The 20,047-nt window shown below is 66.8% G+C and carries 22 protein-coding genes; 5 read left to right on the top strand and 17 right to left on the bottom strand.

Going from position 1 to position 20,047, the window contains the following annotated elements; all coding sequences use genetic code 11:
• Positions 1-74: 74 nt before the first annotated feature.
• Complete coding sequence (locus AB0M22_RS05070) at positions 75-617, bottom strand: hypothetical protein (protein ID WP_364721197.1); 543 nt, start codon at positions 615-617, stop codon at positions 75-77.
• A 317-nt stretch (positions 618-934) separates the two neighbouring features.
• Here AB0M22_RS05070 and lexA point away from each other — a divergent pair, with 317 nt between their 5' ends.
• From lexA to AB0M22_RS05045, 5 genes are all read left to right on the top strand, one after another.
• Complete coding sequence (lexA, locus tag AB0M22_RS05065; RefSeq protein WP_364721195.1) at positions 935-1,666, top strand: transcriptional repressor LexA; 732 nt, start codon at positions 935-937, stop codon at positions 1,664-1,666.
• Positions 1,667-1,791: 125 nt separating this feature from the next.
• Positions 1,792-3,837 (top strand): glycosyltransferase family 39 protein, encoded by a 2,046-nt coding sequence (locus tag AB0M22_RS05060; RefSeq protein WP_364721192.1) that lies wholly within the window; start codon positions 1,792-1,794, stop codon positions 3,835-3,837.
• A 39-nt stretch (positions 3,838-3,876) separates the two neighbouring features.
• The gene (locus AB0M22_RS05055) at positions 3,877-4,326 is read left to right on the top strand and encodes a pyridoxamine 5'-phosphate oxidase family protein (RefSeq protein WP_364721190.1); all 450 of its coding nucleotides are present in this window, start codon (positions 3,877-3,879) and stop codon (positions 4,324-4,326) included.
• A gap of 107 nt (positions 4,327-4,433) precedes the next feature.
• The gene (locus tag AB0M22_RS05050) at positions 4,434-4,634 is read left to right on the top strand and encodes a hypothetical protein (protein WP_364721187.1); all 201 of its coding nucleotides are present in this window, start codon (positions 4,434-4,436) and stop codon (positions 4,632-4,634) included.
• 1 nt (position 4,635) lies between these two features.
• Complete coding sequence (locus AB0M22_RS05045) at positions 4,636-5,034, top strand: nuclear transport factor 2 family protein (protein WP_364721184.1); 399 nt, start codon at positions 4,636-4,638, stop codon at positions 5,032-5,034.
• A 3-nt stretch (positions 5,035-5,037) separates the two neighbouring features.
• Here AB0M22_RS05045 and AB0M22_RS05040 read toward each other — a convergent pair whose 3' ends face one another.
• The 16 genes from AB0M22_RS05040 to AB0M22_RS04965 all read right to left on the bottom strand — a co-directional run bounded on the left by AB0M22_RS05040 (position 5,038) and on the right by AB0M22_RS04965 (position 20,000).
• Positions 5,038-5,817, bottom strand: coding sequence for a DUF6390 family protein (locus AB0M22_RS05040; protein ID WP_364721181.1), 780 nt, complete (start codon positions 5,815-5,817; stop codon positions 5,038-5,040).
• On the bottom strand, positions 5,814-6,893 hold the full coding sequence (gene hypE / locus AB0M22_RS05035; RefSeq protein WP_364721178.1) for a hydrogenase expression/formation protein HypE: 1,080 nt from the start codon (positions 6,891-6,893) through the stop codon (positions 5,814-5,816). Before hypE ends, AB0M22_RS05040 begins: the two co-directional genes overlap by 4 nt.
• A complete protein-coding gene (hypD, locus tag AB0M22_RS05030) occupies positions 6,886-7,998 on the bottom strand; it encodes a hydrogenase formation protein HypD (protein ID WP_364721175.1) in 1,113 nt (370 codons plus the stop codon). The genes hypE and hypD overlap by 8 nt, the downstream gene beginning before the upstream one ends.
• Complete coding sequence (locus AB0M22_RS05025) at positions 7,995-8,321, bottom strand: HypC/HybG/HupF family hydrogenase formation chaperone (RefSeq protein WP_364721173.1); 327 nt, start codon at positions 8,319-8,321, stop codon at positions 7,995-7,997. Before AB0M22_RS05025 ends, hypD begins: the two co-directional genes overlap by 4 nt.
• Positions 8,322-8,337: 16 nt before the next feature.
• Positions 8,338-11,040: a carbamoyltransferase HypF gene (locus tag AB0M22_RS05020; protein WP_364721170.1), complete on the bottom strand. Its 2,703-nt coding sequence runs from the start codon at positions 11,038-11,040 to the stop codon at positions 8,338-8,340.
• Complete coding sequence (locus AB0M22_RS05015; protein WP_150405869.1) at positions 11,037-11,279, bottom strand: HypC/HybG/HupF family hydrogenase formation chaperone; 243 nt, start codon at positions 11,277-11,279, stop codon at positions 11,037-11,039. The genes AB0M22_RS05020 and AB0M22_RS05015 overlap by 4 nt, the downstream gene beginning before the upstream one ends.
• Before the next feature lie 3 nt (positions 11,280-11,282).
• The gene (locus tag AB0M22_RS05010; protein WP_364721684.1) at positions 11,283-11,804 is read right to left on the bottom strand and encodes a hydrogenase maturation protease; all 522 of its coding nucleotides are present in this window, start codon (positions 11,802-11,804) and stop codon (positions 11,283-11,285) included.
• 1 nt (position 11,805) lies between these two features.
• The gene (locus AB0M22_RS05005) at positions 11,806-12,132 is read right to left on the bottom strand and encodes a hypothetical protein (protein ID WP_364721167.1); all 327 of its coding nucleotides are present in this window, start codon (positions 12,130-12,132) and stop codon (positions 11,806-11,808) included.
• Between the two features lie 149 nt (positions 12,133-12,281).
• The gene (locus AB0M22_RS05000) at positions 12,282-13,607 is read right to left on the bottom strand and encodes a hypothetical protein (RefSeq protein WP_364721165.1); all 1,326 of its coding nucleotides are present in this window, start codon (positions 13,605-13,607) and stop codon (positions 12,282-12,284) included.
• Positions 13,604-14,269, bottom strand: coding sequence for a DUF6084 family protein (locus AB0M22_RS04995; protein ID WP_364721162.1), 666 nt, complete (start codon positions 14,267-14,269; stop codon positions 13,604-13,606). The genes AB0M22_RS05000 and AB0M22_RS04995 overlap by 4 nt, the downstream gene beginning before the upstream one ends.
• Complete coding sequence (locus AB0M22_RS04990) at positions 14,269-14,910, bottom strand: DUF5947 family protein (RefSeq protein WP_364721159.1); 642 nt, start codon at positions 14,908-14,910, stop codon at positions 14,269-14,271. The genes AB0M22_RS04995 and AB0M22_RS04990 overlap by 1 nt, the downstream gene beginning before the upstream one ends.
• Entirely contained in the window at positions 14,907-15,848 is a 942-nt protein-coding gene (locus AB0M22_RS04985; RefSeq protein ID WP_364721156.1) for a NifU family protein, read from the bottom strand. Before AB0M22_RS04985 ends, AB0M22_RS04990 begins: the two co-directional genes overlap by 4 nt.
• 28 nt (positions 15,849-15,876) lie before the next feature.
• The gene (locus AB0M22_RS04980; RefSeq protein ID WP_364721153.1) at positions 15,877-17,673 is read right to left on the bottom strand and encodes a nickel-dependent hydrogenase large subunit; all 1,797 of its coding nucleotides are present in this window, start codon (positions 17,671-17,673) and stop codon (positions 15,877-15,879) included.
• A gap of 11 nt (positions 17,674-17,684) precedes the next feature.
• Positions 17,685-18,740: a hydrogenase expression protein HypE gene (locus AB0M22_RS04975; RefSeq protein ID WP_364721150.1), complete on the bottom strand. Its 1,056-nt coding sequence runs from the start codon at positions 18,738-18,740 to the stop codon at positions 17,685-17,687.
• An 85-nt stretch (positions 18,741-18,825) separates the two neighbouring features.
• A complete protein-coding gene (hypB, locus tag AB0M22_RS04970; protein WP_364721148.1) occupies positions 18,826-19,668 on the bottom strand; it encodes a hydrogenase nickel incorporation protein HypB in 843 nt (280 codons plus the stop codon).
• Positions 19,626-20,000: a hydrogenase maturation nickel metallochaperone HypA gene (locus tag AB0M22_RS04965; protein WP_364721145.1), complete on the bottom strand. Its 375-nt coding sequence runs from the start codon at positions 19,998-20,000 to the stop codon at positions 19,626-19,628. The genes hypB and AB0M22_RS04965 overlap by 43 nt, the downstream gene beginning before the upstream one ends.
• Positions 20,001-20,047 lie beyond the last annotated feature (47 nt).

Below are 20,047 nucleotides of genomic sequence, written 5' to 3'. Positions count from 1 at the left end.
CGGCAAAGTCGGGCGTCAAGCCCGCTACTCGACAAGATGCACGAGGCGGATGGGGCCGCGAGCGGGCCCGGCGATCAGCGCGGCGCGATATCGCTTTGGGGCAGCACACTTCCGGGCACGACATCGACGGGCGCCGACCGGCCATCGACCACCGCGGGCACCGTGCCCGTCGAGGTCTCGCCACCCCAGTCCCCCGCCCGCAGGTGCGCCAGCGTGATGAGCGCGACCACCACGAACGCACTCATCAGCGCGGCCACCGCCAGCACCGCGAAACCCACCTGCGCCTGCTCGACCAGCTCACCCGGATGCGCGCCACCGGGCTTGCGCACGGTCGAAGTGCGTGTGCCGCGGTCGTATACGACCACCCCGCCACCGGGGCGCGCGTTGCGCGGACGCCGGTCGACGGTGGACCGGTGGGTGGAATCCAGTGTCCGCGTACGCAAGGTGCCCCGATGCACCCGCGGGACCGTTTCGAAGGCGAGATCTATCTCCGCCGCATCGATCTCGCGCGGGTCGACCACGCGAGTATCGATCTCACGGACATCGTCCGCCCGGGGCGCGAGCGCCGCGCCGGTGGTGCCGATCTCCGTGTTGATGTCGCTGATCGCAGTGCTCATCGGACAAACCTCCGTGGTGGGTGCTCCGTCTGTGTTCGAGCTGGGGTGTTCGAGCTGGGCGGACCGGTCGGGCTGGTCGGTACCGCTGTTCAGTGCCACTTTTCGATGCATTGTTCGCTCAGGTGTTCGAAGAACTGATGTTCGATTTCTACCACGTGCCACCGACAATGTCAGCAGGAAACGCCCGACACTCTCGAACAGATGTTTGAAACATCGGCTCGACCGGACTAGATTCGAAAGACGAAATTCAGGACAGGCCATGCACAGATATGCCGGGCGGCGGATCAGCCCGGACACAGCAAGGAAGGGCGGTTGCGGTGAGGCACACAGACGACACGGGCGTAGAGAGCGAAGGCGGCGTCGACACGGCGGTTACCGAAGCGGATCTCACCGTGCGTCAACGCAAAGTGCTGGACGTGATCCGGTCTTCGGTGAGCGAGCGCGGGTACCCGCCCAGCATCCGCGAGATCGGTGACGCCGTCGGGCTGACGTCCACCTCCTCGGTGGCGCATCAGCTGCGTGCGCTGGAGCGCAAGGGCTTTCTGCGGCGCGACCCGAATCGCCCACGCGCCGTGGACGTTCGCGGCCTCGACGAGGTGGGGCGCGCGGTCACCAGCCTGCACGCCGCCGCGGTGGACGAATCCGACAGCGCCGCAGCCGATCCGAACCGGCCGACGCCGACGTTCGTGCCGGTCCTCGGCCGGATCGCCGCCGGTGGCCCGATCCTGGCCGAGCAGGCGGTGGAGGACGTGTTCCCGTTGCCGCGCGAACTGGTCGGCGAGGGCTCGCTGTTCCTGCTGAAGGTCGTCGGCCAGTCGATGATCGATGCGGCGATCTGCGACGGCGACTGGGTGGTGGTGCGACAGCAGAACGTCGCCGACAACGGCGACATCGTCGCCGCCATGATCGACGGCGAAGCCACGGTGAAGACGTTCAAGCGCACCGGCAAGGATGTCTGGCTGATGCCGCACAACCCGGTGTTCGAACCGATTCCCGGCAATGACGCACAGGTACTCGGCAAGGTCGTCACGGTGATCCGCAAGATCTAGCCGAGCTCGACACGCGAACGGCCGCACGGTGATCCGTGCGGCCGTTCGCGCATCTCGGCGGCGTTCACAGCACATTGCCAGCGAGCGCCCAGCGCCTTCACCGCTGCGCCGGTCATGCTCCTGCAGTGACCACGATCAGCGCCGCCCCGGCCCTGCCCGATGCGACCGACACCGCCGACCCGCCCGAGCCGGCGGGCCTGCCACCGGCCCGCCGCTGGGAGCGGGTGGGACTGGCCGCGCTCCTGATCGGCACCGCCGCCGCCTACCTATGGCACATCACCGTCAACGGCATGGGCAACAACTTCTACGCCGCCGCCACCTGGGCGGGCTCGCGCGACTGGAAGGCACTGCTGTTCGGCTCCCTCGATCCCGGCAACTTCATCACCGTCGACAAGCCGCCCGTCTCGCAGTGGGTGATGGGGTTGTCCGGTCAGCTGTTCGGCTTCAGCAGTGCGAGCATGCTGATCCCGCAGGCGTTGATGGCCGTCGCGGCCGTCGCGCTGACCTACGCCGCGGTCACCCGCGCGACCGACAGCCGCGGCGCCGGACTGCTCGCCGGGGCGGTGCTGGCCGCTACCCCGGTGGTGGCGTTGATGTTCCGGTTCAACAACCCCGACGCCGTGATGGTGCTGCTCATGACCGCGGGCGCGTACTGCACCATTCGAGCGCTGAAGCATGCGAGCCCGCGCTGGTTGATGCTGGCCGGCGTCGCGCTCGGTTTCGCGTTTCTGGCCAAGATGCTCGAAGGGTTGATGGTGCTGCCCGCGTTGGGTATTGCCTACCTCATCGTCGCGCCGACCTCATTGCGGAATCGGTTGTGGCACTTGACCGGTGCCGCTGCGGCACTGATCGTCTCGTCCGGTTGGTATGTGCTGCTGACCATTCTGTGGCCGGCTTCTTCGCGTCCATACCTGGCCGGGTCGACGAATAACACCTTCATGGATTTGGTGTTGGGCTACAACGGATTTGCGCGATTCCTCGGCCAGAATCACCGGGGCGGCGGCAACCGCTTCGAACTGCCGCCCGGTTACGAAATGCCGCGCAACCTCGGCGGCGGTGGTTTCGGCGGGTTCGGTGGCTTCGGCGGATCGGGACATTGGAAGCTGTTCACCGGTGAGATCGGATTCGAGATCTCCTGGTTGTTGCCCGCCGCGCTGCTGGCATTCGCCGTCGTATCGGTGTCGCGGTGGCGTGCGCCGCGCACCGATCAAATACGCGGTGCGGCATTGGTTTTCGGTCTGTGGCTGATCATCGACGGGATCGCGTTCACTACCATGAAGGGCGGCATGCACGCCTACTACACGCTGGCCATCGGGCCGGCGGTGGCGGGGATGTTCACGCTCGGCGTGCACGAGGTATGGCGGCGACGCGCCGAGGTGTTCGGTAGAATCGGTTCCGCCGCAATGATTCTCGCTACCGGCGTGTGGGCTTTCGTGCTGCTGAACCGGAATGCCGACTGGCTGCCATGGTTGCGCTGGACCCTGCTCGCGGTATCGGTGCCGGCCGCCCTCGGACTGCTGGCCACCGCATTCCCCGCCGTGTCCCGTCGACTGCGCGCCCGGGCCACATCGGTCCTGGTAATCGCGGGACTGCTGGCCGGTCTCGGCGGAACCACGGCCTACGCCGCCGCCACTCTGCCCCAGGAACACACGGGCGGAGGTCCGTCCGTAGGCCCGGCGAAACCCGAAAAGCCGGGCCCCGCAAATCAAATGCGCCGCGCCGTCACCGCATTCCTCGACGGCTCCACTGAACCCCAAGTCGCCGAAATGCTCCGCAACACGACAACCACATGGTCCGCCGCGGTCGACCGCTCCTCCACCGCCGCCGGCCTGGAACTCGACAGCCGCACCCCCGTGATCGCCATCGGCGGCTTCACCTCCGACGACCCGGTCCCCGCCCTCCCCGACTTCGAACACCTCGTCAGCACCCACCAGGTGACCTACTACCTCGCCCAGGAAGTCCAACTCCCCGACTCTTGGAAGGTCGCCGACCAACCCGGCATCATCCCCGACCCCGGCCAACAGCCAAGCGCCCCCGGCCAACCACCAACCAAGCCCGGCCTGTGGCGCCCCTCCGGCAACAAGGAGATCGCCGACTGGGTCGCCGCCCACTACACCTCGGTCCACATCGGCAACGTCGCGGTCTACGACCTCACCACGCCGTCGCATTGAGCCTGGAATGTGTCGGCGGGCAGTGGGATAGTCGAGACCGTGGCTAGTTGGCGCGATTTCGAAGACGAGGCTCCGGAGCTGGCGGCGGCGGTGAAGCGGCGGTTCGAGCTACACGAGAGTCATGTGCTGGCAACGATTCGGCGCGATGGGTCACCCCGGGTCAGTGGTTCGGAGGTCGCGTTCCACGGCCCGGATCTGACCTTCGGATCCATGCCCGATGCGCAGAAGGTCCGAGACCTCCGCCGGGATGGTCGCTGTGCGATTCACGCGCATCCGTCCGATGGGGACGCCAAAGTGTCCGGCGTCGCCATCGAACTGACCGATCCGGCAGAACGAACAGCGGCCGGTGCGGAACCCGAAGGCGAGGACCACGCATTCCGCCTCGAACTCACCGCCGCCGTCCTCACCAGCGTGGACCAGGAGCAACAACTACTGATCGTCGAGGTCTGGCACCCCGGCCAAGGCGTGCAAGTCACCAAACGCCGCTGACCGCAGCACCCGATCCCAAAGCGCAGGACGCCATCCAGATCAGCAGGAACAACTGCTACGCAGAGAGCGCCAAGCTCATGCCCAACGGGACATGATGGAGGAAAGGTGTGGGTGCGGTGAAGGGTTGCGGGTTGCGGCGGGTATCCGGAAACAAGGAGATCGCCGATTGGATTGCCGCCCACTATGACTCGGTTCACATCGGCAATGTCGCGGGCTACGACCTGACTAAAGCCGACGCACTGAACCGGCGGGCCATCGCCGGCGGACTGGCTGTGGTGCGGATGCCGGGGCACGGATACGCTCGTTGAAATGACTACTGATCACGATGCGGGGTCCGCACACGCCGACCTGGCTGAGCACGTTGCACGCTGGGTCGAGTTGTTCAATGCGCGTGACCCTGCTGCGCTCGACGGACTCTATGAACCCGACGCGGTGGTGGTCCCCCAGCCCGGGCATCCGGTCACCGGAGCGGATCGATCCGCTGCCCTGGCCGAATTCATGGGTTTGGGCGTACCCATGAAAGCCGCACTGCGCCAAGCGTATATCGCAAATGATATCGCGCTGCTCGTCATCGACTGGTCGTTGACAGGCACCGGTCCCGACGGACGCGAGATCGACTTGAGCGGCACTGCGACCGATGTTGTCCGACGCAGCGCCGACGGGCAGTGGCGTTACGTCATCGACAATCCCTCAGGTGCCGTGACCTGACGATCAGTGCCGTCCGGCCAGCCGCTCGTTTGTTACCTCGAGTTGGCGGACGGTGCTGACCTCGAGGTTTCGCAGCTGGCCGGGGTTCAAGCGGCCACACAGGCGACCCCAGTGCACGGCGACTCGGTCGCCGGGGGTCACGTCGGGGACGGCCGAGTAGCCGTCGGTCCAGATCTCGGCGTGCTGGGGTGTGGGTTCCGACAAGCTCAATTCGCATCCGTCCCAGACCAATTCGCGGCGGTTCAGCGTGATATCGGTTCCGGCGCAGTCGATTACGGTGCCCCAGGAGATTCGGCAGCCGTCGAGGACTTGGACCGGGTGATTGCTCTTGCCCTTGCCGAGCAGGCGGGTCCACGGGTACACGCCGAGTACGTGGAAGCAGTGGTTGGCGGCCGCTTCGGTGGCGAGGCCGGCGGTCAGGTGAGACCAGTAGTGACCGGCCAGCGGACCGATGACAGCCAGTAGCTCGGCGGCGAACAGCTCGGGATCCAGGTCGGCGCCGATTCCCCCGCCGAGCCAATACGACTCGACGAGACGGTGATCCAGCGGATCGGCGATTCCGGTCAGCCTGGCCATCACCTGGAGGTACGGCCACGCGCCGGAGAACTGCTTGGCCACTGCTCGCACGTCGGTCTCGGAGCCGCCGCGCAACGCGACGGCCTCGGCCGGTCCGCAGAACCCGAGCTTGTTCGGCGCATACGCGTACCTGGCGAAGATCTCCGTGCCGCTGACGACCTGCTCGATAGTCGACTCCTCTCCGCGATCGATTCCCTTCTGTCTCAACAGATCCGGGGCAACTGCTCGCCCGCCGGCAGATCGACGACCCGGGTGCCGCCCAGCGCCGTCCGCGCGACCACCATGCCAGGATGTTCCTCGACACAGACCCCGATGGCCGCAGCGCGGGCACCGAGTGGGTGCTCGCGCATCGCGGCCAGCACCATGTCCGCCTCCTCCGGTGCGACGAAGGCGACCAGCTTGCCTTCGTTGGCGACGTACATCGGGTCGAGCCCGAGCAGTCCGCACGCGTCGCGCACGGCGGCGGGCACCGGGAGCTTCCGCTCATCCAGCGCCACACCGACTTTCGCGGCCCGTGCGATCTCATTGAGCGTCGCCGACACTCCTCCACGGGTGGGGTCCCGCAGCACGTGCAGGTCGGCGCCGGTCGCCAGCATCGCGGCGACCAGTCCATTGAGCGGCGCGGTGTCGCTGCACACGGTGGTGCCGAATTCGAGCCCTTCGCGACAGCTCATCACCGCGACACCGTGCACCCCGATATCGCCGCTGACGATCACCACATCACCGGGGCGCGCCCGCTGCGGCCGGATGTCGACACCGTCGTCCACTAGACCGATGCCCGCGGTGTTGATGAAGATGCCGTCACCGTGCCCGGAATCGACCACCTTGGTATCGCCGGTGACCAGGGTGACGCCGGCCGCGAGCGCCGCCGTGCCGACCGCCTTGGCGACCTGGGCAATATCGGCCAGCGCCGTGCCCTCCTCCAGGATGAACGCGGTGGACAGCACCATCGGGCGCGCGCCGGACATCGCAAGGTCGTTGACCGTGCCGTTCACCGCGAGGTCACCGATCGATCCGCCGGGGAAGATCAGCGGCTTCACCACGAACGAGTCGGTGGAGAACGCGAGCCGCACGCCGCCGAGGGTGACCACCGCGGAATCGCCGAGCCCCGCGTCCGCGGCCGCGCCGAAGGCGGGCAGGAAGAGGTGCTCGATCAGCTCGCCGGACATCGCGCCGCCACCGCCGTGCCCCATCACGATGTTGGGTGAGTCCCGCAGCGGCATCGGGCAGACCCAGCTCTCCATGTCGATGGTCGCCCCCGCGACGACCGTTTCGTCAGGCATGAGCCACCTCCGCGGGCAGGTCCAGACGCCGGTACAGGTAGTAGGCCGCGCACGCGCCCTCGGAGGAAACCATGGTGGCGCCCAGCGGGTTTCGTGGCGTGCACTCCTTGCCGAACGCGGCGCACTCGTGCGGTTTGATCAGCCCTTGCAACACCTCGCCGGAGCGGCAGATCGAGGATTCGTCGGTGTGCATGTCGCTGACCGAGTACCGCAGTTCGGCGTCGTAGTCCCGATAGCGCTCGGACAACTTCCATCCGCTCTGCGGGATCATGCCGATGCCGCGCCAGGCCCGGTCGGTCACGTCGAAGACGTCGCGCAGCATCGCCCGCGCGGCCGGGTTGCCCGCCGCCTGCACCGCGCGCGGATAGGCGTTCTCCAGTTCGTATTTGCCCGCCTCGAGCTGAATCACCGTGCGGCGGATGCCTTCCAGGATGTCGAGCGGCTCGAACCCGGTAACCACCATCGGCACTTTGTATTTCGCGGCCAGCGGCGGGTACTCCTCGGTGCCCATCACGCTGCACACGTGTCCGGCGGCGAGGAACGCCTGCACCCGGCAGCTCGGCGACTCCATGATCGCCGCGATCGCCGGCGGCACCAGTACGTGCGAGACGAGCAGCGAGAAGTTCTCGATGCCAAGGCGTTTGGCCTGGTATACGGTCATCGCGTTGGCCGGGGCGGTGGTCTCGAAGCCGATGCCGAAGAACACCACCTGGCGGTCGGGGTTGTCCCGGGCGATGTTCAGCGCGTCCAGCGGGGAGTAGACGACGCGCACGTCGCCGCCCTCGCTCTTGACGTGGAACAGGTCCTTCGAACTGCCCGGCACGCGCAGCATGTCGCCGAACGAGCAGAAGATCACGCCGGGGCGGGCGGCGATCGCCAGGGCCTTGTCGATCACCTCGAGCGGGGTGACGCACACCGGGCAGCCGGGGCCGTGGATCATCTCGATCTCGTTCGGCAGCAGCTGATCGATGCCGTGGCGGATGATCGAATGCGTCTGCCCGCCACAGACTTCCATGATCGCCCAGCGCTGCGTGGTGACCGCGCGGATCTTGTCGAGCAGCTTCGCGGCCAGGTCCGGATTGCTGAACTCGTCGAGATACTTCATGACGTCACCTCTGTCTCTGGTTGGGCTGGTGCGGCGGTGGGATCGGCGAGGCCGGCCTGTTTGGCCGCGAGCGCGAAGCCGTCGCCGAATTCCTCGTTCAGCACGCCGAGGCGTTCGAATTCGGCCAGCGTCGCCAGCGCCGATTCCTCGTCCAGGCGCTGGATGGCGAAGCCGACGTGGACCACCACGTAGTCGCCGATCGCGGCGTCCGGGATGTATTCCAGGCAGACGTCTTTGTGCACGCCGCCGAAGTCGACGGTGGACATCAGGGTGCCGTCGCGTTCCTGTAAGTCGAGCACCTTTCCTGGTACGGCCAGGCACATGGTTGGGCTCCTTTCCTCATCCCGCGCTGACCGCGAGTAGCTGCCCGAACGCGAGTCCGCCGTCGTTGGGCGGCAGCCTGCGGTGGGATATGACTTGAAAGCCGTTGTCCTGCAACACTCCGCGCGTACGCGAGAGCAGCAGGGCATTCTGGAAGACGCCGCCGGACAGGGCGACCGGGGTCGACGGTGTCGAATAGGACACCGCCAGTTCGAGAATCAGGTGCGCCACCGCGTCGTGGAAGCGGGCGCCGATCACGGCGGACGGAATGCCTTGTGCCACATCCGCTACGACCGCGGCAAGGACCGGTGCCGGGTCGAGCAGTGCGGGAGCGGCCTCGTCGGTTTCTATCGCGAATCGGTACCCGGCGGTGTCCGAAACGCCGCGCGCCAACCCTTCCAGCTCGATCGCCGCCTGCGCCTCGTAATCCACCGCATGCCGCACACCGGCCAGCGATGACACCGCGTCGAACAATCTGCCCATGCTTGACGTCGGCACGCAGCCGAGGCCGGTCTCGAATTGATGCGTCAGCACGGCACGTTCGTCGGCCGGGCAGGCACGCACCGACGGAATCGACTCCGACCACTCGATGCCCGCCGCCCACAGGTGAGCCAACGCCATCCGGTACGGACGATGCACGCTCACGTCACCACCCGCCAACGGTGCGTACTTCAAGTGCGCCAATCGCCGGAATCCCTTGTACCCGGCCGCAAGCACCTCGCCACCCCACACCGCACCATCCGGTCCGAACCCGGTGCCGTCGAACGCGATGCCGAGAACCGTTGCCGCCGCGCCCAATCCGTGCTCGCCCATCACCGACGCGATGTGCGCGTGATGATGCTGCACCAGACGCACCGGCCGGTCCCCCGCATTGCGCTGCGCCCACGCGGTGGACCGATAACGCGGGTGCGCGTCGGCGACGATCTGGACCGGTTCGACGCCGGTGAGCTGCTCAAGGTGACGTTCGGCGTCATCGAACGCCCGCAATGTCGCCAGATCGTCCATGTCCCCGATGTGCTGGCTGAGCCAGGCATATCGCCCGTCCGCCACCGCACACGTGTTCTTCAGATCAGCGCCCACCGCCAGCGTCGGCTGCATCGGAATGGGCAATGCCAGCGGCAGCGGCGCGTGGCCCCGCGAGCGCCGCACGGGCAGTTCGATGCCGTCGACCAGCCGAACCACCGAGTCATCGCAGGGGACAAGAATGCGCCGGTTGTGCGACAACCACCCGTCCGCCAACCCGATAAGCCGGGTACGCGCGTCCTCGTCGTCGTAGCAGATCGGTTCACCACCAAGGTTTCCCGAAGTCATGACCAGCACCCGCGGCCCCGGCAGATCACCGGGCAACCCGAACAGAAGCAGATGCAACGGCGCGTAAGCGATCATGACACCCAGATCAGGATTCCCCGGAGCCACAGACGCCGCAGGAACCACAGCGGCTTGCGCCTCGCCAACCCGACCACCAATTGCGTCCGCCCGGACCGCGCCAACGGATGCAGTGGCCCCCGTACGCCCTGCCGGCTCGACAGGTTCGGCGTCTTCTTCACACTCCACGGCGAAGTCGGTGGGCTGCGTACCTGGAGGCTCCCTGAGCCGCATGGAGCGTTCAGACGTTGGAGTATCGGACTGAATGCGCGCCGGGCGACCGCCTTCGGCCGCGCTCGCTGGCCCGGCCGAGTCAGCCTGTCCAGACAACTCGGTGGATTCGCCGATCGCCACCGGCCCGGTGCCCTGCACGGATACGCCGGATCCAGGTCTCGGCAATCCAGCCGAGACCGCCCGCGCACCGTCTGCCGTTCGCACGTCCTCGGCCGGAAGCGCACCGTCTGCCGCGAGCACACCATCCGTCGCGAGCGCCGTTTGGGCCGCGCCACGGCGGGGCAGCAGCACGATCGGTCGCGCGGGGCTGGTCAGTAGGGCAGCCGCAGCGGCGTCGACCTCGACGATCATGCGGGCGGTGTCGAGGTCCGAGACCATGACCGCGAATGGCTTGTCGCCGCGTTGCTTTCGTTTGCGTAGCTCGGCGACCGCGGCTTCGCTGGTGGCGTCGCAGGCGAGGTGGTAGCCGCCGATGCCCTTGACGGCGAGAATGCCGCCGTCGCGCAACAGGTTTCGGGCGGCGGTCAGGGGGTCGCCGGGGCCGGTGTAGGCGAGGGTGGGGCCGCAGTCGGGGCAGGCGATGGGTTGGGCGTGGAAGCGGCGGTCGGTGGGGTCGGCGTATTCGGCCGCGCAGCGGGCGCACATAGGGAAGTCAGCCATCGAGGTGCGGTCGCGGTCGTAGGGCAGGCTCGCGATGATGGTGAAGCGGGGGCCGCAGTTGGTGCAGTTGATGAAGGGGTGGCGGTGGCGGCGGTTCTCGGGGTCGGCGAGTTCGCGGGCGCAGTCCGCGCAGAGCGCGACATCCGGCGAGGCCAGGGTACGGCCGACGCCGCCGCGGGTGGTGTCGGCGATGTGGAAGCCGGTACCGCCGCGTAGCGCGATGGTCTCCTGTTCGACCGATTCGACCACGGCAAGCGGCGGCGGGTTCTCCCGCATGCGGCGGACGAACTCGTCCAGATCGGCTGGTGCGCCTTCGATTTCGACGATCACGCCGGAACTGTCGTTCGAGACCCGTCCGGACAGCGCCAGTTCCGCGGCGGTGGTGTAGACGAAGGGCCGGAAACCGACCCCCTGCACCACGCCGCGCACCACCACCTTGCGCCGCGACCGGTGCGCGGTCATGGTTCTTCACCACTCCCGAGCATGCGCAACCCGGACAGCGCCGCTGCCGCGCCGGCCTCGTCGGTCTTCTCCAGCACGAAGCCCATGTGGATGATCACCCAGTCGCCGGGACGCGCCGGATCGTCCTCCAGCAGACCGATATTCACCTTCCGCTTCTCGCCCTGGACGTCGACCAGCGCGATCTGATTGTGGTAGCCGTCGAGGATTTCGACGACCCGGCCGGGAATACCAAGGCACATAGGTCATTCCTCCTGTCGAGCTGCGGGTGGCTGGTCATTGAGCGGCGACACCGCAGATTCGGCGTCCGGCGACAAACCCGCGAGGACTTCGACGACCGCCGCGACCGCCGTATCCACCGCGGCGGCAACAGGTTCGGACAAACCCATGCCCTCTTCCACGGTCTCGACCTGACAGCCGACCACGTACGTCGGCGGCAGCGTGCCACCCAACGCGCGAACGCTGGCGAACACCGCCTCCGGATTCATCGCATGCGCATCGAGATTCGCCGCACCAGCACCATCCGGCTCGGCCCGGAACACCCGAACGCTCCCCGGCGCACCACGATTCGGCACCGCATCGATCAGCACCAGCGCATCCCACCCATCGAGCAGGTCGTAGGCCAGGTGCATGCCGCGAATCCCGTAATCGACGACGCGCACTGCGGGATCGGGGTGGCGCGGCAACCGCCGCACCACTTCCGGTCCGAATCCGTCGTCGCCGAGGAAGAAATTGCCGATCCCCGCGACCAGCACCGTCGTCGTCAGATCACCCCTGTTCCTCGGTCGGCGCGGTCGCCCCGCCGACATTCGCGCCGCCGACTTCGCCGGTGGCGGTCTCGTCCGGGTCGTGCGCCTCGGTGGTGCGGCCCTCGTACGGCGGCACCGCCGGTTCGGCGTCGGAACCGGCCGTCGCATTGGTGAATTCGGCGGTCCGTTCGGCATCGGTGCCCTCGGCCGAGGTGGTCTCCTCGTGTCCGATGTCGCCGGCCGGGCGATCCGCGGGCCCGGCCGCCACCGCGTCGGCGCCGGTGTCGCGCGAGCCCGGCTCGCCCCGCTCGGACTGGGGTTCTTCGCGCCGATCAGGGTCGGTCATGACGTTCTCCTCAGTGCTACATGTGCCGAATCTTCAGGTACCGCCGCAAATCCGGTATCGAGCGAATGCCGACGTAAGCGGCGCCGAGCACGATCACCGCGACGACTGCGGTCGCAATAATTCCGACGATCTCCATATCGGGCCTTCCTTTACTTTCCTGGGCTGGCGAGTGGTTCGATTTCGTCCGGCGCGAAATACAGGTAGCGCCCGTACCATTCGTGCAGATCCGCCGCCGGGTCGTCCTCGATGACGACGCCGACGTGGGCGTGGCCGTCGACGTCTTCGTGCACCGAGGTGACGCGCGCGATCTTGCCGTCGAAGAACAGGTCCTGCGCGTCCGCGCGCCGCGAGGGGTGTAGCCGCACCCGGCTGCCCTTGCACACCCGCACCCCGGCGATCGACACCGCGTCGGACTCGGGTTGAACGGCGTTGTCGGCCAGCGGATCCCACCAGTCGACACCCTCGGGGATCTCCGGAATCAGTTGTGCCTGACCGAGATGCGGGTCGCGCAGCACGCCGTGCAGTTGCTGCATCGACTCCGGCGTCATGGCGTCGCAGCGGTCGATGATCTGGGCCGCCCGCGCATCGGTTGCGCGGGCCTGTGCCTTCTCCTCGTCGGTCATGGTCATCACCCGCAGCGTGAGGATCTCGTCGATCTCGGTGGAGTCGAACAGCGGGCCCTCGCTCTGCTCGGCGATCTCCGGGTGGTCGTAGAGGATGATCGGCGAGATCAGCAGCAGGCTCTGGTCGCCGGGCGGTCCGGCGAGCACCGGGAAGCAGCGGTCGCGCACGCAACGGGCGGCGGCCTCGGCCGCGTCGTCCGGTGGTTCGAGCAGCGAAATGAACTGCCCGTCGGTGACTTCGGCGATGACGTGGGCGCCGATCAATGAGCGGGCGATGGCGTCACGCTGGTCCGTCGCCGCCGGGCCGACATTGCGGACCAGCACCGTGAGGCGGACGTAGCCGGCGTCGTGGTCGACGGAGAGTTCGAGTTCCGCGTCGAGCGCGAGCCGAGTACGCACCAATCGGCCCGCGAGCTCCCCTCGCGCGTCGGTGATGTCTTCGATGTCGGTCCCGCCGCTCACCCGCACCGGCCAGGTCCCCGCGGCGAGCGGCATCGGGCCGACCACGATTTCGCGTTCGGTCGCCTCGTCCCAGGCGATCCACGACTGAGCGCCGACGGTCAGCTCCGCGGTCCGCGAACCGTTCCGATCCTCGACCGCCCGCCGCTGCAATTGCAGGAACCGGACGGACAGGGTGATCGTCGTGTCCGGAATCGCGGCGATCAGGCACTGCGCCGAGATACTCGATTCCTCGCCGAGCCCGGCCGAGGCCGCCCCCACGGGACCCAGCACCCCGAACTGCCAGCGCGACTGGTTCTTTCGCGAACTCGCCCGATAGGGGTACAGCAGATAGCCCTCGTACAACACCGCGTCGGCAACGGCGCGCGCCCTGGCCCTGGTCTCGGCGGTCATGTCTCGCCACCGTTCGACGTCTGCTCGGTACACCGTGCCAGCAGCTGAGTCACCGCATCGTCGAAGCCGAGCATGCCGTGCCCGGACTTGTACGCGGCCAACGCATCCAGCGTCTCCCTGCTCAACCGCACCCACCCGGAGTTCGGATAGTGCGCCGCCATCACGTCACGCCACACCGAGACCGGCATGTCGAACTTGTCCTCGCGATCCCACGGAATCTGCTGGATGCCGAAACCCGTTGTCCCTTTGAGGAATACCGTGCCGCTGAACAGGAACAGCAACGGCACGCTGCCTTCCCGCAACGCGTGCAGATACTTGGACCCGGTCACCTCGAAGTCATAGGTGACCGGCATCGGCAGATCCACCTCCGACCCGCCGTGGAATCCGCGAATCATGGTGGCGCAGTGCATCCAGAGAAAGGTCCGCTGTGTGTCCCGCCAGCGTTCCCGCGGACCGAACAGGTCGGCCAGCCCCTCGCCCTCCTCCTCGGAGTACCGGCGACGATGCGGTTCGATGCGCACCTGCGCGCGCAACGCGATCGCGTGCACGGGTTCGTCGGCGAGCGAGGCGATGCCGATGCGCGCGGTCAGATTCGGGGCCACGGCAAAGGGTTCCGGTTTCACGTCGAGGACCGCGAAGGTCATCGAGTTGACCGGACTCATCACGCACCGCCCGGAGGTGCCGGTCGCGCCCGCGCCGACACGGCGGCGAAGAACTGATCGAGGTAGTCGTGCACGTCCCGGCCGCCGTCGAATCCCCGCCACAGCGTGCGCATTCGGCCGACGAACTCGTAGCAGGTGTCGATCGGCAACAGCAGGCACGTCGCCTCCCCGGTGCCGCGTTCGGGCACCCGGATGAGCAGCGCCTCGACATCCGGTGCCAGCACGGTCAATTCGGGATGCCGGTCCAACACCGCCTGCCATTCGGCCAGCGGCAGTTCGGATTCGGTCGCACCGGCCGGACCCGGGTAGAACGCGACGGTCCGGTCCAGGGCGGAGTTGCGGAAGAAGAAGGCAAGCCCCACCGGGATTTCCAGCGCGTCCCACTCCCCCTGGCTGATGGTGAACTCGGGGAAATGCAGGTATCGGTCCGGCACCGCCCGATAGCGCAGCTGGGCGTTCTGATCGGTGAACAGCAGATAGCACCCGCGGCAGGTGCACATCAGTTGCCTGCCTTCGACATTCACCACATGCTGGTGCTCGTCGGCGATCGGCTCGGCACACATCTCGCACCGCTCGCCGACCGGCGTGACGGGTGGGCGGTCGGCGGTGATCCGCTGCAAGGCGCGAAACGGTGAAGTCATCCGCTCACCCCCACGGGCACGGCCACCGACAGTTCCCCGGAACGCACCAGCACGGGCAGCGGTTCGAGATGACCGTCGCCGTCCACTCGCGCACCGGCCCGCACGGCGTCGAAATGCGCGAGGCAGTTCGGGCAGCGCAGCACCGCGTCACCGACCGGATAACCGACCCGCCGATGCAGCGCGGCGCCGGCCAGCGAGCTGTCACAGCTCGGGCAGTGATCCCGGTAGGCGAACAGGTTGTCGCCCACCCGGCAGGCCAGCACGATCAGCCCGGCGATCGCGAATCCGCCCACCTCGCCGGGTTGCAGCTCCCCGAGTTCCGGTACGGCGACCCAGTTTCCGGCCGGCCGGCCGGACTGCTGACCGTTGGCATGCACCCGGGAGAACAGCGAGTCCGCCGAGATCACGCCCGCCGATTCGGCCGGTGGCTGCGCCACTTCGATGGACACGATCTCGGGCGCGGCCGCCCGCACCGCGTCCTCGACGGCCAGTTCCAAGGTCACCGACGACGACGGACACGTCTTGCAGCTGCCCGACAGCTCGAGCCGGACCACCCCGTCCTCGACGCCGAGCAACGCCACGTCCCCACCGTGCGACCCGAGATAGGGCCGCACGGTATCGAGCGCCGTCCGCACGCGCGTGTGCACGTCGTGCGGGTGCAGTCCGTGCACGAGGAGCAGGCTGGCGACCAGATCGTCGTGCACCAGCCGCTCGACCGTGTCGGTGTCGTTGCCGAGCAGCCGCAGCACACGCTGTAATCCCGCGCCGTACAGATCCGCGACCTCACGCACCAGATTCTCGGCCCGTTCACGGGCCATGGCACCACCGGCCGAACTCGCGTCCAGCAGGGTCTCGATCCGGTCACCCGCTGTCCGCCAACGGGTTTCGTCATCGAGTGCGGTGTCTGGTTGGTCTCCCGGGCGATCGTCCACTGTCATCTCTTCCGACCCTCCGCTCGACCGGGCCTCACTCCGCGGTCAGCGTTTGCGTCGGTGAGTGCAGTTTCTCCAGCGTCTTGCCCTCGCCGAGGTACATGTGCACGCCGCAGGGCAGGCAGGGATCGAAGCTGCGCACGGTGCGCATGATGTCGATGCCCTTGAAGTGCTCGCGGTCGTTCTCCTCGAAGATCGGCTGACCCTGCACCGCGTCCTCGTACGGGCCCGGCGTGCCGTAGCTGTCGCGCGGATTGGCGTTCCACGGTGTCGGCGGATACGGGTGGTAGTTCGCGATCTTGCCGTCCCGGATCACCATGTGATGCGACAGCACGCCGCGCACCGCCTCGGTGAAGCCGCAGCCGATGCCCTCGTCGGGCACCTCGAACTTCTCCCAGGTCTTGGTGTGGCCGGCCCGGATCTCCTCCAGCGCCTTCTCCGCGAAGTGCAATGCGCACGCCGCGGCGTAGGCCTGGAAGTAGGTGCGGGCCCGGTTGCGTTCGATCGTGTTGCTGCCGTGCACGGGAATGTGCCATTCGAAGCTGACCGGCCCCTTGAGCGCGGTCTTCGGCAGGTTGATCTGCACGCTGTGCCCGGTCGACTTCACATAACCGATGTCGACCAGCCCGGCCAGCGCGGTCGGCCACAGGCGGGCGAGCGGTCCGCCGCCGGTGTCCAGCGCGAGATGGTCCTTGCCGTCGAACCAGCGCGGCGACATGACCCAGCTGTACTTGTCGTCCATGTCGCGCTTCTGCGGCCTGGGGTTCGTGTGCTGGTTCCAGGGGTGCCTGCGGTCCACCGGGTTGCCCAGCGGATCGGCCTTGACGAACATCTCCTGATCGGTCCAGTCGTCGTAATACGAACTGCCCAAGAGGATTCGGATGCCGAGGTTGATGTCGACCAGCGACGTCGTGACCAGTCGGCCGTCCACGACGACACCCGGGGTCACGAACATCTTGCGGCCCCACTCCGCCATGTCCTGGTAGTTGAAGTTGCAGACGTCGGGGTCTTGGAACGAGCCCCAGCAGCCGAGCAGGGTGCGGCGCAGGCCGACCTGTTCGTAACCGGGCAGCGCCTCGTAGAAGAAGTCGAACAGGTCGTCGTGCATCGGCACGACCTTCTTCATGAACTCGACATAGCGCATCAGCCGGGACATGTAGTCGGTCATCAGCTGAATCGTCGCGACCGTGCCGACGCCGCCGGGATACAGCGTGGACGGATGCACGTGCCTGCCTTCCATCAGGCAGAACATCTCTCGCGTATACCGGCTGACCTGCAAGGCTTCTCGATAGAACTCGCCGGTGAACGGGTTGAGCGCCCGCATGATGTCGGCGATGGTCCGGTAGCCGTGGTCGTTGGAGTGCGGCGAGAGGGTCTTCTCCGCCATGGCCAGCACGCCCGGATTGGTCTCGGCGACCATCCGTTCGCAGAAATCGACGCCGACCAGGTTCTCCTGGAAGATGTTGTGGTCGAACATGTACTCGGCGGCCTCGCCGAGATTGACGATCCATTCGGCCAGGTTCGGCGGCTTCACCCCGTACGCCATGTTCTGGCAGTAGCAGGAGCAGGTCGCGTGGTTGTCACCGCAGATGCCGCAGATGCGACTGGTGATGAAATGGGCGTCGCGTGGATCCTTGCCCTTCATGAAGATCGAGTAGCCGCGGAAGATCGACGAAGTGCTGTGGCACTCGACCACTTCCCGGTTCTCGAAATCGATCTTGGTGTAGATGCCCAGGCTGCCGACAATGCGCGTGATCGGATCCCAGGCCATCTCCACGAGGCTGTTGGGTTCGATCTTCTTGTGCGACGGCTCGGGGACGATGGCAGTCATCGAAGATCCTCCTACCAGGTGCGAGTCGCGCCAGTTGTCAGCTTCTCGCCCTTGTGCCGCCAGCGCGGCTCTTGGTCGACCGTGCGGCCGGTGATGTGTCGGAGGCTGCGGATCACGGATCCGTAGAGCCCGGATGCGGCGGAGGACAGCTTCCCGCCGGGTGGTTCGTCCATGAACGGCATGAACTTGTCGGGGAAGCCGGGCATGGTGCAGCCGATGCAGATGCCGCCCACGTTCGGGCAGCCGCCGACACCATTGATCCAACCGCGTTTGGGCACATTGCATTTGACGACCGGGCCCCAACAACCCAGTTTGACAATGCATTTCGGCGACCCGTATTCGGTCGCGAAATCGCCCTGCTCGTAATAGCCTGCGCGGTCGCAACCTTCGTGCACGGTCGCGCCGAACAGCCACTTGGGCCGCAACGCCTCGTCGAGCGGGATCATCGGCGCCTGGCCGGTGGCCATGTAGAGCAGATAGGTGAGCGTCTCGGACAGGTTGTCCGGTTGAATCGGGCAGCCCGGCACGCAGACGATCGGAATGCCGGCCTTGCTCTGCCAATCCCAGCCGAGATAGTCGGGCACGCCCATGGCACCGGTCGGGTTGCCCGCCATCGCGTGGATGCCGCCGTAGGTGGCGCAGGTGCCGACCGCGACGATCGCGGTCGCCTTGGGCGCCAAGCGGTCCAGCCACTCGCTGGTGGTCATCGGCTGGCCCGTCGCGGGGTCATTGCCGAAGCCGCACCAATATCCTTCGTCGTGCAAATTTTCGTTAGGTATCGAACCCTCTACGACCAGCACAAAGGGTTCCAGTTCGCCTCTATCGGCTTTGAAAAACCACTCCAGGAAGTCGTCGGCCCCACCGTTCGGGCCGCACTCGAAATCGATCAGCGGCCAATGCACCGCAATTTTGGGGAGCCCGGGAAGGGCGCCCAGGGCGATCTCTTCGATACTTGGCTGGGTGGCGGCGGTTAGTGCTACCGAGTCACCATCGCAACTCAGACCCGCGTTGATCCAGAGCACATGGATCAGAGTCTCTTCGGCACGCACTGCTTCTTGAGTTGGCATCTAGCTGCCACCTTCCACAGCGGATCATCGGATTTGCGTCTCTCTGGGCTTGAAGACACATCATCCGAATGTGATCCTGATCACGTTATTTTAGACCCTGCTTGACAGCATCCTCAAGGCCGGTGGATTTCGGAGGACGTTGTTGCTCCAAAAGCCACGAGTACCAGCGATCCACGCCGTGACCTGTGGTTACCGACAGCGGCAGGATCTCGACCCCGGGATTCACCGCCCTGGCAAACTCGCCGCACTTGTCCAGATCGAAGTCGACATAAGGCAGCAGATCGATCTTGTTGATCAGCACCAACTCGGCCGCGGCGAACATGTGCGGATACTTCAGCGGTTTGTCCGTGCCCTCGGTCACCGAGATAACCACGACCTTGCTGCGCTCGCCGAGATCGAACAGCGCCGGGCAGACCAGATTTCCGACATTTTCGATGAACAACAGGGTGCCGCGCGCGGGGTCGAGAGTTTCCAGCGCGCGGTGCATCATCTCCGCGTCCAGGTGGCAACCGGCGCCGGTATTGATCTGCACGACCTTGCAGCCGGTCGCCTGGATGCGCTCGGCGTCCAGCAGGGTCGCCTGATCGCCCTCGATCACCGCCACCGGCAGGTCGCCGAGCTCGCGGATGGTCCGCTCGAGCAGCGTGGTCTTGCCCGCGCCCGGCGAGCTCATCATGTTCAGCGCGAGGATGTCGCGCTCGGCCAGCCACTCCCGATTGTGTTGCGCCAGTTCGTCGTTCTTGGCTAGCACCTTCAGTTCCAGGCTGACCGTCTCGGTGCGGGGCAGGTGCACGTGATCGGCGCCGGGGCCGTGGTGATGATCATGGCCGGGCTCGTGGTCGTGCTCATGATCGCCGTGCTGGTGGTGTTCGTGCGGGACGCGGATCACGGCTGCCGCGTCGTCGCCACATCCACAGGTTGCGCACATGCTTCGCTCACTTCCATCGACCGGATGCGGAGGTCGCGTCCGGAAAGGATCTCGACGTCAGCGCTCCCGCAACGACACAGCACGATCGGATCGGCCAAGCCGAATTCGGCGCCGCAAGACCGGCACTCGCCGGTGCCGAGTATTTGCTCGATGACGAGTCGCGCCCCTTCCGCGACCGTCCCCTCGGCGGCGAGTTCGAAACAGAATTGCATCGCGTCGGGTACTACCGCACATAACGCGCCGACCTCGACGGTGACGCTGTGTACGGTCCGGCCTGCCGCGTGCTCACACACAGCATCGATGACGCTCTGGGTAATGGCCATTTCGTGCATCGCGGTTCTCGGATCATCGAGTAGGAACCCCTTTCGAGGCTACCTCC

The organism is Nocardia sp. NPDC051756, assembly GCF_040681495.1.
In the GTDB taxonomy this organism is placed as follows: domain Bacteria; phylum Actinomycetota; class Actinomycetes; order Mycobacteriales; family Mycobacteriaceae; genus Nocardia.
Note: the sequence above shows the minus strand (reverse complement) of the source record. Positions and strands in the feature narration are given on the sequence as shown.